The organism is Xanthomonas nasturtii (assembly GCF_001660815.1).
In the GTDB taxonomy this organism is placed as follows: domain Bacteria; phylum Pseudomonadota; class Gammaproteobacteria; order Xanthomonadales; family Xanthomonadaceae; genus Xanthomonas; species Xanthomonas nasturtii.
Genome location: NZ_LYMI01000012.1, coordinates 120,085 through 135,653, shown reverse-complemented (window position 1 = coordinate 135,653; position 15,569 = coordinate 120,085). Strand labels below are relative to the sequence as shown.

Here is a 15,569-nt window from a genome sequence, read left to right as displayed (position 1 = left end):
GTGCGCCAACTACCAGGCGAAAGGTGCGGTGACCGTGCGCGCGCCAAGCATGAACGCATCTGCCACATGCACGAACGGTGCAACATCCACTTCCGATTCACCGGCGCGCACCAGTTGCACGAAGCGCGCGTACAGTCCGTCGTATTCGCTGGACGCAGGCAGCGCGTGCGGCTGCCCATCGATGCTCAGCTTGGCGCCGCCTTCGCTGAGCATGAGCATGCCAGCGGTGGTCTCCACTTCGATATCCCAGCGCTGGTGGCCGGTCTGCAGGAAATCGAATTCGGCCGTCACCGGTACGCCCGCGGTATCGACGAAGGCGAGCCTGGCATACAGCGGTGCCTGACGGTTGTCCGGGGTGTGCAACTCGGCCTCGCGCAGCGCGAAGCTGCGCGGCAGCAGATGGGTGACGATGGACAGCGCATTGATGCCGGGGTCGAACACGCCCATTCCGCCGGGCTCGAGAATCCAGTCCTGGCCCGGATGCCAATGGCGGATGTCTTCCTTCCAGGTGATGTGCGTGCGCACGATCTGCTTGTCGGCCAGCCATGCCCGGGCGGGTGCCACGCCGGCGGCGCAGCGCGAATGCCAGCTGGTGAACAGGCTGCGCTGCGCACGCTGGGCCACGCCCTGCAGGTCATGGATCTCGGCAAGCGTGGCGGCCGGCGGCTTTTCCAGGAACACATGGCGGCCGGCCACCAACGCGGTCTGCGCCAACGCGTGCCGCCCGACCGGTGGCGTGCACAATGCCACCGCTTCGATCTCCGGCTGCGCGGCGAACGCGTCTTCCAGTGTCTGATAGGCCGGCACACCGTCGACCGTGCCATGCCGGCTCACGGTGGCAACCAACTGCACATCGTCGCGCGCAGCGATGGTGGGAACGTGCTGGTCGCGGGCGATCTTGCCGATGCCGACAAGGGCAATGCGCAATGCGTCTGGATGCTTCATCGAAACCTTCGTGCTGATGGGAGGTGACATCGGCGCGAACGGCTGCCCTCGCACGCTGCATGGCCGACGCTGCAGCGGCGCGAACGGAAAGCGCACGCGACGGCGCAGTGTACGGTCAGGGTGCAGCCCACCGCGAGACATCGCTCCTGCTTGTTTTGCTATACCTGTTGGCTGGTGACGATTGCCTGGCCTTGACGCAACGCCAGGCCGCGCAGTGTGCGCCGGGCGCCGGCTTTCATCTGGCATTTGCCGCGACCGATGCCTCTGCCGTGGATGCCTTCCACCGGGCCGCGCTGCAACACGGCGGCCGCTGCAATGGCGCGCCCGGCTTACGGCCCGACTACGGCGACGCCTGTTACGCCGCGTTCGTCATCGACCCCGACGGGCACCACCTTGAAGCCGTGGTCGATCACACGCCACCGCAGTAACCGGCACTGCCGCCTACGCGTCATCGGCGCACTGGCAATCAAATGCTGTCGCGTTTTGCTGGGGCGTGGCACACGCGTGAGGAAACACGCACTCACGCGTGCGCGTGTTGCAACGACAGAAAACGCACCACCCCGCAAACAAGCGACCCGCATCAGCGGCCCGGCATGCTTTCGCACCGCCAGGCCACCGACCAAACGCGGTCACATCTCCAGCACTACCTTGCCCAGGTGACTGCCCTGCTCCAGATAGCGATGTGCCGCTGCGGCTTCGCTCAGCGGGAAGCGCTTGTCGAGCAGCACGCGCAGCTTGCCCTGTGCGATCCACGGCCACACCACGCGCTCCACTTCCGCAGCCAGCCGGGCTTTTTCATCGGCATTGCGCGGGCGCAACGTCGAGCCAGTAATCACCGCCTGCTTGCGCATCAGCAACGGGATCGGCACCTCGATGGTGGCCCCGGCCTGCGAGGCGATGTAGACGAGACGTCCGCGTGGATTGAGCGCTTCCAGGGTATCGGCAAACACCGAAGCGCCCACCATGTCGAGCGCGACATCGACACCGCCATGCGCCTTGGCCACGGCGACAAACGATTCGCTGGTGGAGTCGATCGCCACATCGGCGCCCAGCTCGCGCGCCTGTGCTGCCTTGCTGGCCGAGCGTGCGGTGGCCAGAACGTGCGCACCCGCCGCCTTGGCCATCTGGATCGCGGTAACGCCGATGCCCGAGGTGGCACCGTGCAACAGCAGCCACTGCCCTGCCGCCAGCTGGCCATGTTCGAATAAATTGGCGTAGGCGGTGAAGATGGTCTCCGGCAGCGCGGCGGCGTGGACCAGATCCATGCCGGCGGGAATCGGCAGCACGTGACGCGCATCGACTGCGGCGTACTGCGCGTAACCGCCGCCGCCCAACAGTGCGCACACGCGGTCGCCGACCTTCCAGCGACCGGCCGGCTCGACGATCTCGCCGGCGATTTCCAGCCCCAGGGTCTGCGGAGCGCCAGGCGGCGGCGGGTAGTGCCCGGCACGTTGCAGCAGGTCGGGCCGATTGATGCCGGCAGCATGCACGCGGATCAGGACCTGCCCCGGTGCAGGACGCGGGCGCGGCTGCTCGGTGGCGTACAGCGCGTCGGCGTCGCCCTTGCCATCGCGGATGGCGATAGCGGTCATCGTGGTATCGCTCATGAAGGCGCTCCGTAGAAAGTGCGCCCAGTGTAGGCATGCGCCCGTCAACGCCCAGGCCAGAGGCCGCGTGTGCAGCGTTGCGCTGCACCTGCTCGCGGCCTGCCGAGCCGCAACACCCTGCACAGCCGGAACACCCGCAACCAAATATGCATTCATCGCGATGAAGCGATATTATGCCCGCACGATCTGCCGGACCCGCCGCGATGACGCATTTGAGTTTCGAGTTTTACCCGCCCAAGACCGATGACCAGCGCGCGCAACTGGACCGCACTGCCGCCAGGTTGAAGGGCTACGCGCCGGAGTATGTGTCGTGCACCTTCGGCGCCGGCGGCTCCACGCTCAGCTACACCTCCGAAACGGTGCGCCACCTCAAGCAGAAGCATGGCTTCGAAGCGGCGCCGCATCTGTCCTGCGTTGGCGGCAGCCGGCAGGAGATCCGTGAACTGCTCAAGCTGTATCGGGCAATCGGCTGCACCCGCATCGTCGCGCTGCGCGGCGACCTGCCCTCGGGCATGGGCCATCCGGGCGACCTGCGTTACGCCTCGGACCTGATCGCCTTCATCCGCGCCGAGCACGGCGACGCGTTCCGCATCGAGGTCGGAGCCTATCCGGAAACCCATCCGCAGGCGGCCGACGCGCTCAGCGACCTGCGCTATTTCAAGGCCAAGGTCGACGCCGGCGCGGATGCGGCGATCACCCAGTATTTCTACAACGCCGATGCCTACTTTCATTTCCGCGACGCGGTGCAGCGCATGGGCGTGGACGTCCCGATCATTCCCGGCATCATGCCGATCTCCAACTTCTCGCAGCTGCGGCGGTTTTCCGAGCAATGCGGTGCGGAGATTCCGCGCTGGATCGGCAAGAAGATGCAGTCCTACGGCGACGATGCCGACGCGGTGCGCGCCTTCGGTGCAGACGTCGTGGCGTCCTTGTGCCAGCGCCTGATCGAAGGTGGCGTGCCGGCATTGCACTTCTACACGCTCAATCTGGCCAAACCGACCACGCAGGTGTTGCAGCTGCTCGGCCGCTGAGTGCGGCTTCATCCACGCATGCGTGCGGTGGGCGCTTGGGGCGTAGGCAAGCAGCCCGCCAGCCGTGCCGCACAGCGCAGCACCTCGCGCGGCACTGGGCCCATCTCGATTCGACCGCGCGCTTCCAAAATTGACTGCGTGACCGGCAGCCAGCGCACCCGCACCGGCATGCACATGTCTCTCGCAAGCTCACACGCGCCCGGCTACGCTGCGCCGATGTCTCGCCTTCTGCCCCTGTTGTTATTGCTCTGCATCTGTCCCGCTGTACCGGTGCAGGCGCAGGAAATCCATCGTTGCGTCTCGCCGGACGGGCAGACCATGTTCACCGACCGGCGCTGCGAAGACGTCGGCGCGGCAAGCCGGGCGCCGCCCGCCATTCGCCCCCAGGGCACCACCGGCCTGTATCGCTACGGCTGCCCACGGCGGCTGAGCGAACTGGTGTCGTTGCTGCAACTGGCAGTGGATAGCCGCGACGTCAATCGGCTCTCCAGCCTCTACCTGTGGAGCGGGCAATCCGACGCCGCTGCAAATCAGGTGCTGAGCCGCCTGGAAGCCATCGTGCAACGCCCGTTACTGGACATCGCCCCGATGTATCCGCAAAGCGACACGCCGGGCTGGGAGGCCGACACCACCGCAGCCACGCCATCGCTGGACGGCAGCGCCATCGATGCGCCGCTTCCCACCCCGCCCAGCCGCCCGCGCCCCTGGGGACTGCGGCTGGAACAGACCCTTGCCAGCGGCACGCCGGCGCGCAGCGTGTTGCGCTTGCGCCGGCAGTACAACTGCTTTTGGGTGACGTTCTAGCGCCGTATGCGCGGCATTCTGCTGGATGAGATCAACGCAGGATTGGGTAATACCACCAGCGTCGGTGCGGTCACTGCGGCCAAAGCGCGCGGATCGCCGCGATGCCCTGCGCGCCATGCGCGCGCGCCTCGCGCATATCGTCGACCTGCATGCCGCCGAGTGCGTAGATCGGCAGCGCGACCTGCTCGCGCAAGCGTTCAAATCCCTCCCATCCCAACGGCGTCGCGCCTGGATGCGACGCCGTTGCCTGCACCGGCCCCAGCACCGCAAAATCGCAGGCGAGCCGTTGCGCGTGACGGAGATCCTCCAAGCCATGGCACGACGCGGCGACGACCTGCTCGGCCGGCAACGGACGCTCCTGCAAGGCGGCAAGTTGCTCCGAACCCAGATGCACGCCGATGCCGAGCTCCCCGGCCAGCGCGATGTCGCGGTTGAGCAACAGCTGCGCGCGTGCCCGACCACGCAAGCCCATCACCTGTTGCAGCAAGGCCCGCCAGCGCGCCGGCGTGGCCTGCCGTGCGCGTAACTGGATGCGCGTCAGCCCGCTTTGCAATGCGCGCTCCAGACCTTCCAGCCACAGCGCATCGTCATCGGGTTCTGGAGTGATCACATAACGGTCGGGCTGACGCAGCATGCCCACCACGGGCACGTCGGCCGGCGGCATCGAATAGCGGGTCAACTTGTCTGCAGCCACCCAGGTCATCGCCTGACCTTCGCGGCCGCGCGGGCTGCCTTTCCATGCAGTGATCTGGCGCACTTCCAGGCGCAGCCGCTTGTCCGGATACAGCTGCGGCACCTCCATGAGCCACTCGCCTACCTGCGCCTCGATGCCGAGCTCTTCGTTGAGCTCGCGCACCAGCGCCTGTTCGGAGGTCTCGCCAGGCTCGCGCTTGCCGCCCGGAAATTCCCACAGGCCAGGCATGTCACGGGTTTCGGTGCGGCGGGTCAGCAGGATGCGGCCGCGGGGGTCGGTGATCACGCCGGCAACGACGTGAATGGATCGAAGAGAATCAGGCATGGCGGCAAGAGTGCCGCGAGTGAGCGGTGCAGTGCAATCGCTTGAAGGCGGGGATTGGGGATTGGGGATTCGGGATTGGCAGCAGCACACGTGCTGCGCTTTGACCAATCTCGAATCCCCAATCCCGGCCTACAGGGGATGCCCGATGCGCCACAGCACCCCGCTGGGATCGTGCAAGGTGAAATCGCGCGCACCCCATGGCCGATCTTCCGGCGCGCTGCAGCTCACCCCGAACTGCTCGTCCAGGCCGGTGTCGTGCACGTGCTGCCACCAGCCATCCGCATCGTCCACCCACAGGTGCAGCATCAGATTCTCGGCCAGCTCGCGCAGATAGAAATCCTGCAACAAGAACGCGCAGTGCGTGCCATGCCGAAAGCAGGTCACGTTGCCCACCTCGTCTTCCTGCACGAAGCCCAGTGCGCGATAGAACCGCTGCGACAAAGCGTAGTCGCGCGCAGGCACGAACACTTTCAGTTGCTGGCTGGACAGCGACATGACCGCACTCCACGCAGGACGTGGAATGAGCATACGCCGCGCTGACGCTCACCGGGGTAGAGCCCGCCAAGCGTGCCCTCCTCGCCCTTAAGCCATGCTTTCCAGACAAACGCCTACCGACTCTGCAAACAAGGCTCTTGGTAGGAAGTTCGCCAAACGCAAACGGAATCGGGAGACAGGCCTTGCACGCAGCCTCCGACATTCAATCCCGCTGTCCAAACAATTCCCGCTTCTCAACAAGCCTCACGAATCCAATCGTCAGTAGAGCCCCCTTGGTAAGGGGGCGCGCCAAAGGCGCGGGGATCGGAGGAATACCGTGCACCCAGCGTCCGCTACGCGGACACTGGGTGTGCAGCCCGCAAAGCGGGCTGCACCACGGTCAACTCAGCATCAGCTGAGTTGACCGTGACAATGCTTGTACTTCTTGCCGCTGCCGCACGGGCACGGATCGTTACGGCCGACTTTGGGCTCGTCGCGGGTGACCTGGGAGACCGGGACCGGTGCGTTGCCGCCCTGCATCTGCTCCACTTCCTCGTCGGCGCCGTAGCCGCCGGCGTCCTGGTGCTGGAACTGCGAGGCCATCAGGCGCGCCTGTGCCTGCAGACGTTCCTGCTCCTCCAGTTCCGCCACTTCTTCTTCGCTGCGGATACGCACGCGCGCCAGCAGGTTGATCACCTCGCGCTTGACGTTTTCCAGCATCTCGGAGAACAGCTCGAAGGCTTCCTTCTTGTATTCCTGCTTGGGCTGCTTCTGGGCGTAACCGCGCAGATAGATGCCCTGGCGCAGGTAATCCATCTTGGCCAGATGTTCCTTCCAGCCCTGGTCGAGCACGGTCAGCATCACGTGCTTTTCCAGTGCGCGCATGGTGTCGTTGCCCACCGCCGCTTCCTTCTCGGCGAAGTGCGCGTCCACCGCTGCCTGCACCTTGGCGGCAATCTGTTCGGCGTCCAGTTCTTCCTGCGTGCGCGCCATTTCGCTCAACGCCAGCGGCATGCCCAACTCGGATTCCAGCGTGGCCTCCAGGCCCTTCAGGTCCCACTGTTCGTCCACCGAATTGGGCGGCACGAAGCGCGCAACCAGGTCATAGATGACATCGCCGCGAATGCCGTCGACGTTGTCCTTGACCGATTCGGCATCCAGCAACTCATCGCGCTGGGCGTAGATCACCTTGCGCTGATCGTTGTTGACGTCGTCGAAATCCAGCAGATTCTTGCGGATGTCGAAGTTGTGCGCTTCCACCTTGCGCTGCGCCTTTTCGATCTGCCGGCTGACCAGGCGATCTTCGATGACGTCGTCTTCCTTCATGCCCATCATGCGCATCGCCTTCTGGACCCAGTCCGAGGCGAAGATGCGCATCAGATTGTCTTCCAGCGACAGATAAAAGCGCGACGAACCCGGGTCGCCCTGACGACCGGCGCGACCGCGCAGCTGGTTGTCGATACGACGCGACTCGTGCCGTTCGGTACCGATGATGTGCAGGCCGCCGGCCGCCTTGACCGCGTCGTGCCGCTGCTGCCATTCGGCTTTGGCGGCGGCGCGCTGTGCGTCGCTGACGTCTTCGCCCATGCCGTGCAGCTCGGTCTCCAACGACCCGCCCAACACGATGTCGGTACCGCGACCGGCCATGTTGGTGGCGATGGTCACCGCGCCCGGCTGGCCGGCGTTGGCCACGATGGTGGCTTCGCGCTCATGCTGCTTGGCGTTGAGCACTTCGTGCTTCACGCCCGCCTTGCGCAGGTGCTCGGAGAGCATCTCCGAAGTCTCGATCGAGGTGGTACCCACCAGCACCGGCTGACCGCGCTTGGCGCAATCTTCGATATCGGCCAGCACCGCATTGAACTTGCCCTTGCGGTTGAGGAATACCTGGTCCGGGTGGTCCTTGCGCACGGTCGGGCGGTTGGTCGGGATCACCACCACTTCCAGGCCGTAGATGCTCTGGAATTCGTAGGCTTCGGTGTCGGCTGTACCGGTCATGCCGGACAGCTTCTTGTACATGCGGAACAGGTTCTGGAAGGTGATGCTGGCCAGCGTCTGGTTCTCGCGCTGCACCGGCACGCCTTCCTTCGCTTCGACCGCCTGATGCAGGCCGTCGGACCAGCGACGCCCGGACAGGGTGCGGCCGGTGAATTCGTCCACGATCACCACTTCGCCATCGCGCACGATGTAATCCACATCGCGCTGGTAGATCGCATGCGCACGCAGCGCGGCGTTGAGGTGATGCACCACGCTCAGGTTCTGCGCGGCGTACAGGCCGTCTTCGGCGTTTTCCAGGATGCCGGCCTGCAGCAGCAGTTCTTCGGCGTGGCCCATGCCCGCCTCGGACAGATGCACCTGCTTGCCCTTTTCGTCGATCCAGAAATCGCCTTCGCCCTCTTCGCTTTCCTGTTTGGTCAGCTGCGGCACGATGCGGTTGACGCGGATGTACAGCTCCGGCGATTCGTCGGCCGGGCCGGAAATGATCAGCGGGGTGCGCGCTTCGTCGATCAGGATCGAGTCGACTTCGTCGACGATCGCGTAATGCAGGTTGCGCTGATAGCGGTCGGCCCGCGACAGCGCCATGTTGTCGCGCAGGTAGTCGAAGCCGAATTCGTTATTGGTGCCGTAGGTGATGTCGCTGCCGTAGGCCTCGCGCTTGTCGCTGTGCGGCATGCCCGGATACACCACACCCACGCTCAGGCCCAGCCAGTTGTACAACTTGCCCATCTGCGCAGCATCGCGGCGCGCCAGGTAGTCGTTGACCGTGACCACGTGCACGCCCTCGCCCTGCAGCGCATTGAGGTACACCGGCAGCGTGGCCACCAGGGTCTTGCCTTCGCCGGTGCGCATCTCGGCGATCTTGCCCAGATGCAGCACCATGCCGCCGATCAGCTGCACGTCGTAGTGGCGCATGCCCAGCACGCGGCGGCTGGCCTCGCGGCACACTGCAAAGGCTTCGGGAAGAATCTTGTCCAGGGACTCGCCGGCGGCAAGCCGCTGCTTGAACTCCGGGGTCTTGGCTTGCAGCTCGGCGTCGGAGAGCTTCTCGATCGTCGGCTCCAGCGCATTGATCTGGGTGACGAGGCGGGTGAGCTGGCGCAGCTGGCGTTCGTTACGACTGCCAAAGACACGGGTAAGCAGACTGTTGATCATTGAAGAAACCGGTTGAAAAGGAACGGTTTGACCGACGCCGGTCCCCAAGACCCGACCGCCGTAAACGAAACAGGGCGCACTGCGCCCTGTCATGGCAACACCTTATTGTAGCTTGGGGCGGGCCTTCACGAATCAAGCGCGGCCCGCGCCTTCGTCAGCCGCGCCCTCGCCGCCCGACCGGCGTGGCGGTTTCACCCAGGAATTTACGCGGATTGACCACGCGCCCGTCTGCCCACACCTCGAAATGCACGTGTGCACCGGTGGACCGCCCGCTGGAGCCGGCACGCGCCACCTGCTGGCCGGCACGCACCAGATCGCCCACCTTCACCACCAGGCGCGAGTTGTGCGCGTAGCGGGTGACGTAGCCGTTGCCGTGGTCCACTTCGACCACGTTGCCGTAGCCCCCACGCACACCGGCGTAGCTGACCACGCCATCGGCGACCGACATCACCGGGTCGCCCACATTGGCATGGAAGTCCACACCCTTGTGGAAGGCCGAACCACCGTCGAACGGATCGGCGCGACCGCCGAAGCCCGAGGTGATGTAGGTGTTGCGGATCGGCATCCGCGAGGGCACCGAATTCTGCTCGAGCTGATGGTCGAACAGCAGCGACGCCAGCACGTTCAGTTGCTGGCCGGAGGCGGAGAACTGCTGTTCCACTTGCCCTAGCGTCTCCTTGAGGTCTTTGACCGGCATGTCGCTGACCGGCTCATCGCCGCCACCCACGCCCACCGGCGCGTCGAAGTCGAACTCGCCGTCCTTCAACTTGCCCATTTCGGTCAGCCGCTCGCCCAACGCGTTGAGGCGGGTGGCCTGGGCCTGCAGCTCGCCCATGCGCGCGGCCAGTGCGTTGACCTGCGCCTGCGAGGCGCGCTGCGCCTGGGCAAGCTCGGCCTGCTGCTGCGCAACCTTGGCCTGCAGCGCGGAATTGGTCACCATGCCGGTCGCGGTGCTTGCGCCGACGCCGATCAGCATGCCCAGGCCCAGTACCGCGCCAAGCACCACCATCGGCCGATCCGCTGCAAAGCCCTGGAACTGTCGGGCCACACGCTGTGCCCGGGTTTCACGAGATTTGATTACAACTTTGTTCAACGCCATATGAGTGTCATGTCCAAGCCCAAGTCCAACGCACGCAACCCTTCCACTCCACAACCGGCCATCGAGGCCGCGTTGGGGGAAAAGGCTGGCGACCCCTTGCGCCGCGCCTTGTGGCTCGATGCGCTGGACCGGCAGTTGCGCCCCCTGTTACCACCTCATCTGGTCACCCGTTGCCGGCTGGCCAATGTCCGAGGCGAACAGCTCGTTTTTCTGGTGGATTCGCCGGTCTGGCATGCCAAGGTGCGGCTTGCCGAAACCCAAATCCTGGATGCCGCCCGATCCATCGGACTGAAGGCCACCGCGGTGACCGTCAAGACCGCAACTGCCCCGCTGCATTCCCCAACGCAGCAGAACCGCGACCGTTCCAGACCCGTGTCCGAGGCGACGCACAAAGGCTTGCGCGACGCATTGGCTTCCTTGCAGGACGTCCTACCGACCAAACGGTGAGGTCCTTGACCGCTCTCCGGAGCGGCCGCCAGTGCGTGAAAGACTTGCGAAGACCGCACACGACCCGACGCATCCTAGCGGGCATGCGGCCCGCAGGAGTTAGGGAAGCCTTAAATAAATGTTAAGAACGGGCCGTAAATTCGACCGGGTTCACACTTCGAACGCCGACTGCGGCATTCCCTGACATCAGGCGTAGACAGGGCTGGCGTAGGTGACAGGCGGCTGCTCGGTGCCTTCCGGGAAGCTGACCCATTCCCAGGCGGCCTGGTCGGCCAACAGCGCACGCACCAGCTTGTTGTTGAGCGCGTGACCGGATTTGAAGCCTTCGTAGGCGCCCAGGATGGCGCCGCCGGCCAGATACAGGTCGCCGATGGCGTCCAGGATCTTGTGCCGCACGAATTCGTTGGTATAGCGCAGGCCGTCTTCGTTGAGCACGCGGAACTCGTCCAGCACGATGGCGTTGTCCATCGAGCCGCCCAGGCCCAGATTGCGCTCACGCATGTACTCAAGGTCGCGCATGAAGCCGAAGGTGCGGGCGCGCGAGATTTCCTTGACGTAAGCCGAGGTGGAGAACTCGATCTCCTGGCGCGATTGCTTGGCCGGGATCATCGGGTGATTGAATTCGATGGTGAAGCCGAGCTTGTAGCCTTCATATGGCTCGAAGCGCGCCACCTTGTCGCCTTCGCGCACCTCCACCGTCTGCTTGATGCGGATGAAGCGCTTGGGCTTGCTCTGTTCGACGATGCCTGCCGACTGCAGCAGGAACACGAAAGGGCCGGACGAGCCGTCCATGATCGGCAATTCGGCCGAGGACAGTTCGACGATGACGTTGTCCACACCCAGGCCCGCCAAGGCGGACATCAGATGTTCGACCGTCTGGATCTTGGCGCCGTTGCAGGTCAGGCCGGTGCACAGCGTGGTCTCGGTGACCAGTTCGGCGTCCGCCGGGACTTCGACGACAGGTTCCAGGTCCACCCGCCGGAACACCACGCCATGATCGACCGGAGCCGGTCTTAGCGTCATATACACCTTGTCGCCGCTATGCAGGCCGACGCCGGTGGCGCGAATGGTGTTCTTGAGAGTGCGTTGCTGGGTCATATGCGAAGTCTGGATGAACAATGCAGACAGACGCTGAACCGACTGTCTAATCTGTTGAGATTATCCGAATTTTAACAAGTCGCGCGTGACGGAAACTGTCATCGCCCGGTCAGGACATCCAAAAGCTGCCGGATCGGCACCGATCCGGCAGGAATGACATGGCACTGCAACCCGAAGCGAACGCCGGGACGGGACGGGCTGGGTCACCGTGGCGACGCAGCCGACGTTCCTCAGTCGGCCTGGCGGCGCAGGAACGCCGGGATATCCAGGTAGTCGTTGGGCAGGTCTGCCGCCGGTGCCGAAGCGCCGCCGCCATTGCCGCCGCTGCTGCCGACCGAATCGCTGCTCGGACGACGCAGGCCCAGGCCCATGCTGCCGCCGACGGACTTGGACACCGCATCGCCGCCGGTATCGAAATCGCCGAACTCCGGCTGGCCGGTGGTGGCGTTGCGCACCAACTTGATCGGCGCGCGCTGGTCCGGACGCTGGGTCTGACGGGCAACCGCACGGTTCAGGCCGGTGGCCACGACGGTGACGCGCACTTCGTCCTGCATGTCCGGGTCGAGCACGGTGCCCACCACCACGGTCGCATCTTCCGAGGCGAACGCTTCGATGGTGCGGCCGATCTCGTCGAACTCGGACATGGTGAAGTCCGGGCCGGCGGTGATGTTGACCAGGATGCCGTTGGCACCGGCCAGGTTCACATCGTCCAGCAGCGGGTTCTGGATGGCAGCTTCGGCAGCGGCCTGCGCGCGGTCATCGCCACGTGCCGAGCCGGTGCCCATCATCGCCAGACCCATTTCCGACATCACCGTGCGCACGTCGGCGAAGTCGACGTTGATCAGGCCCGGACGCACGATCAGATCGGCGATGCCCTGCACGGCGCCCTGCAGCACGTCGTTGGCGGCGCGGAACGCCTGGATCATGGTGGCGTTGCGGCCCAGCACGGTGATCAGCTTTTCATTGGGGATGGTGATCAGCGAGTCGCAATGCTGGCTCAACTCTTCGATGCCCTTCAGCGCCACCTGCATGCGGCGACGGCCTTCGAACGGGAACGGCTTGGTGACAACCGCCACGGTCAGGATGCCCATTTCCTTGGCCAGCTGCGCCACCACCGGTGCTGCACCGGTGCCGGTACCGCCGCCCATGCCGGCGGTGATGAACACCATGTCCGCACCCTGCAGCGCGTCCATGATGCGCTCGCGGTCTTCCAGCGCGGCCTGACGGCCGACTTCCGGATTGGCGCCTGCGCCCAGGCCCTTGGTGACGTTGGTGCCGAGCTGCAGCTGCAGCTTGGCGCCGCAGTTCTTGATCGCCTGCGAGTCGGTGTTGGCAGTGATGAATTCCACGCCATCGACATTGGTGTTGACCATGTGCGCGACGGCATTGCCGCCACCGCCGCCGACGCCAACGACCTTGATGACCGCGTTGGGAGCCATTTTTTCAATCAGTTCGAAATGTGCCATGTCAGTGTCCTCTTGAGCCGGGATTGGGGAGTGGAGATTGGGGATTCACAAAAGCGCTGGTCCCTGCCCTACTCCGCATCACGGCGAGTGTTGTTGTTTGAAAGTCGGGCCTCGGTTGCGCGGTCATCGATGCGCTATTGCGCTCAACGACTCACCACACCTGATCCTCGACGCAATGCCTGCCAAAAATTTTATCGCCTACCTGCTCGCCGCTCTCTACTTATCTTCGCTGCCGCCCTGCTTTTCTTTCGCTCTTTCCAATCTCGAATCCCCGAATCCCGAATCCCGGCCCATCAAAATTCGCCGCGATACCAATTCTTCAATTTCTTGAACAAGCTGCCCGCGCGTCCGGTCGGGATCGACGGACGGCGCGGGTGTTCGATCTGGCTGCCCATCAACAACAGGCCAACGCCGGAGGCGTGTACCGGGTTGCCGACCACTTCGCCCAGGCCGGTGACGTGCTGGGGGATGCCCACACGCACCGGCATCTGCAGCATTTCTTCGGCCAGTTCCACCACGCCTTCCATCTTCGAGGCGCCACCGGTGAGCACCATGCCGGCACGCACCATTTCTTCGAAACCGGAGCGGCGCAGTTCGGCCTGCACCATCTCGAAAATTTCCTCGTAACGGCCCTGCACTGCCTGTGCAAGCGCGTGCCGCGGCATGCGACGCGGCGGGCGGTCGCCCACCGACGGCACCTGGATGCTTTCTTCGGCGGTGGCCAGCTGCGCCAGCGCGCAGGCATAGCGCACCTTGATTTGCTCGGCTTCCGGGGTCGGCGTGCGCAGCATGTGCGCAATGTCGTTGGTGACATGGTCGCCGGCGATCGGCAGCGAGGCGGTGTGGCAGATGGCGCCCTGCACATACACCGCAAGGTCGGTGGTACCGGCGCCGATATCCACCAGCACCACGCCCAGTTCGCGCTCGTCGGCGGTCAGCACGGCCACCGAGGACGCCAGCGAGGACAGCACCAGATCGTCGACCTGCAGGCCGCACTTCTGCACGCACTTGGTGATGTTGGCCGCGGCCGACTGCGCGCACACCACCAGGTGGGCATGCACCTCCAGGCGCACGCCGGTCATGCCGACCGGGTTGCGGATGCCTTCCTGCGAATCGTCCAGCACGTACTCGCGCGGAATCGCATGCAGGATGCGCTGGTCGGCGGGAATGGCCACGGCCTTGGCGGCATCGAGCACGCGCTCCAGATCGCTCCAGGTCACTTCGCCATCGCGGATCGGCACGATGCCGGGCGAGTTCTTGCACTGCACGTGGTTGCCGGAAATCGATGCGTACACCGAGCGAATTTCGCAGCCGGCCATCAGCTCGGCTTCTTCCACCGCACGCTGGATCGACTGCACGGTGGATTCGATGTCCACCACTACGCCGCGCTTGAGACCGCGCGATTCATGCGAACCGATGCCAATCACTTCGATCGGGTTGCCGGGCGAATACTCGCCGACCAGGGCAACGACCTTGGAGGTGCCGATGTCCAGTCCAACGATGAGGGATTTGTCGCCTTTGCGATTCATGTCTTAAAGCCGGGATTCGAGATTCGGGATATGGGATTGGGAAAGCGCGGAAATGCCAGGGCGACGGGAGGTGCGGAAGGTGCTGCGCGATGCCGGGGCTGCGCTTTTTCCAATCCCGAATCCCCACTCTCCAATCCCTTCCGCTCCACGGTAAATCCGTTGGTATAGCGCAGGTCGGCACGCGCGATCGGGCGTTGCGGGTCGGCCAGCTGCGGCAGCACGCGCGCGAAGCGCTGCAAACGTGCACGGGCATCGTCGCGGCCGATCACGATCTGCACGCCGTTGCTCAAGCCCAACGACCAGCTGCCGCGCGCGTCCATTTCAAGACGCTCCACGTCCAGCCCGGTCGGTGCGAACAGCGCGCGCGATTCGTTGTAGAGCGCCACCACATCCTGGGTTTTGCTGTCCGGCCCACCGAGCTGTGGCAACTTGAAATCCTTCAACAACGGCGGGGTGCGAAACAGGCGGCCCTGCTCGGACAGCATGCGGTCGGTGCCCCAGCGTGCGAACGGCTTGTGCTCGGTCACGCGCACTTCCAGTACGTCCGGCCAACGCTTGCGCACCTGCGCACTTTCCACCCACGGCAAACGCGCGATGGCGTCTTGCGCCTGCTGCAATTTCACCGCAAAGAACCCTTCACGCGCATACGGCAACACCACCGCACGCAACTCTTCGGCCGGCACCCGCTTGAAGTCGCCGGACACGCGCAGCTTCGCCAGCGGCCAACGCTCGGCACCGACCCAGCCACTGAGCACAGCCACCACCGGCAGCGCGACCAACGCCAGCGCCAGCAACCAGGCCAGGATGCGCAGGGTGGCGTTCACGCGCGCGTTCCGCACACGGCGGGACCGGGGACCGGGGAACGGGGACCCGGAAAAGCCAGAGCTGAGGCGCAACCGCT

14 protein-coding genes are annotated in these 15,569 nt (G+C 64.9%); 4 read left to right on the top strand and 10 right to left on the bottom strand.

Annotation, left to right across the window (positions count from 1 at the left end; genetic code table 11):
• Positions 1-9 precede the first annotated feature (9 nt).
• Entirely contained in the window at positions 10-945 is a 936-nt protein-coding gene (locus A7D16_RS06285) for a Gfo/Idh/MocA family protein (RefSeq protein WP_064630878.1), read from the bottom strand.
• 59 nt (positions 946-1,004) lie between these two features.
• Between A7D16_RS06285 and A7D16_RS21330 the strand changes: the two genes are divergently transcribed.
• Positions 1,005-1,373, top strand: a complete 369-nt coding sequence (locus tag A7D16_RS21330; RefSeq protein ID WP_082925742.1) for a VOC family protein — start codon at positions 1,005-1,007, stop codon at positions 1,371-1,373.
• A 201-nt stretch (positions 1,374-1,574) separates the two neighbouring features.
• Here the strand turns inward: A7D16_RS21330 and A7D16_RS06275 are convergent, their stop codons facing one another.
• Positions 1,575-2,552: an NAD(P)H-quinone oxidoreductase gene (locus tag A7D16_RS06275; protein ID WP_064630876.1), complete on the bottom strand. Its 978-nt coding sequence runs from the start codon at positions 2,550-2,552 to the stop codon at positions 1,575-1,577.
• 203 nt (positions 2,553-2,755) lie between these two features.
• Here A7D16_RS06275 and metF point away from each other — a divergent pair, with 203 nt between their 5' ends.
• Positions 2,756-3,583, top strand: a complete 828-nt coding sequence (gene metF / locus A7D16_RS06270) for a methylenetetrahydrofolate reductase [NAD(P)H] (RefSeq protein WP_064630874.1) — start codon at positions 2,756-2,758, stop codon at positions 3,581-3,583.
• A gap of 174 nt (positions 3,584-3,757) precedes the next feature.
• Positions 3,758-4,387 (top strand): hypothetical protein, encoded by a 630-nt coding sequence (locus A7D16_RS06265; protein WP_064630970.1) that lies wholly within the window; start codon positions 3,758-3,760, stop codon positions 4,385-4,387.
• A 70-nt stretch (positions 4,388-4,457) separates the two neighbouring features.
• Here A7D16_RS06265 and A7D16_RS06260 read toward each other — a convergent pair whose 3' ends face one another.
• The 4 genes from A7D16_RS06260 to A7D16_RS06245 form a co-directional block, all read right to left on the bottom strand.
• The gene (locus tag A7D16_RS06260) at positions 4,458-5,405 is read right to left on the bottom strand and encodes a Nudix family hydrolase (protein ID WP_064630872.1); all 948 of its coding nucleotides are present in this window, start codon (positions 5,403-5,405) and stop codon (positions 4,458-4,460) included.
• 129 nt (positions 5,406-5,534) lie between these two features.
• The gene (locus A7D16_RS06255; RefSeq protein ID WP_055850954.1) at positions 5,535-5,900 is read right to left on the bottom strand and encodes a VOC family protein; all 366 of its coding nucleotides are present in this window, start codon (positions 5,898-5,900) and stop codon (positions 5,535-5,537) included.
• Positions 5,901-6,290: 390 nt separating this feature from the next.
• On the bottom strand, positions 6,291-9,029 hold the full coding sequence (gene secA, locus A7D16_RS06250) for a preprotein translocase subunit SecA (protein ID WP_064630868.1): 2,739 nt from the start codon (positions 9,027-9,029) through the stop codon (positions 6,291-6,293).
• 154 nt (positions 9,030-9,183) lie between these two features.
• Positions 9,184-10,128 (bottom strand): M23 family metallopeptidase, encoded by a 945-nt coding sequence (locus A7D16_RS06245; RefSeq protein WP_064630866.1) that lies wholly within the window; start codon positions 10,126-10,128, stop codon positions 9,184-9,186.
• Here A7D16_RS06245 and A7D16_RS06240 point away from each other — a divergent pair, their 5' ends adjacent.
• Entirely contained in the window at positions 10,129-10,575 is a 447-nt protein-coding gene (locus tag A7D16_RS06240) for a DUF721 domain-containing protein (RefSeq protein WP_082925741.1), read from the top strand.
• A 186-nt stretch (positions 10,576-10,761) separates the two neighbouring features.
• Here the strand turns inward: A7D16_RS06240 and lpxC are convergent, their stop codons facing one another.
• From lpxC to A7D16_RS06220, 4 genes are all read right to left on the bottom strand, one after another.
• Positions 10,762-11,673, bottom strand: a complete 912-nt coding sequence (gene lpxC / locus A7D16_RS06235; RefSeq protein WP_064630864.1) for a UDP-3-O-acyl-N-acetylglucosamine deacetylase — start codon at positions 11,671-11,673, stop codon at positions 10,762-10,764.
• A gap of 230 nt (positions 11,674-11,903) precedes the next feature.
• Entirely contained in the window at positions 11,904-13,139 is a 1,236-nt protein-coding gene (gene ftsZ / locus A7D16_RS06230; protein WP_064630862.1) for a cell division protein FtsZ, read from the bottom strand.
• Between the two features lie 293 nt (positions 13,140-13,432).
• Positions 13,433-14,668: a cell division protein FtsA gene (gene ftsA / locus A7D16_RS06225; protein WP_003485272.1), complete on the bottom strand. Its 1,236-nt coding sequence runs from the start codon at positions 14,666-14,668 to the stop codon at positions 13,433-13,435.
• Positions 14,665-15,492, bottom strand: a complete 828-nt coding sequence (locus tag A7D16_RS06220; RefSeq protein ID WP_064630964.1) for a cell division protein FtsQ/DivIB — start codon at positions 15,490-15,492, stop codon at positions 14,665-14,667. Before A7D16_RS06220 ends, ftsA begins: the two co-directional genes overlap by 4 nt.
• Between the last annotated feature and the right edge of the window lie 77 nt (positions 15,493-15,569).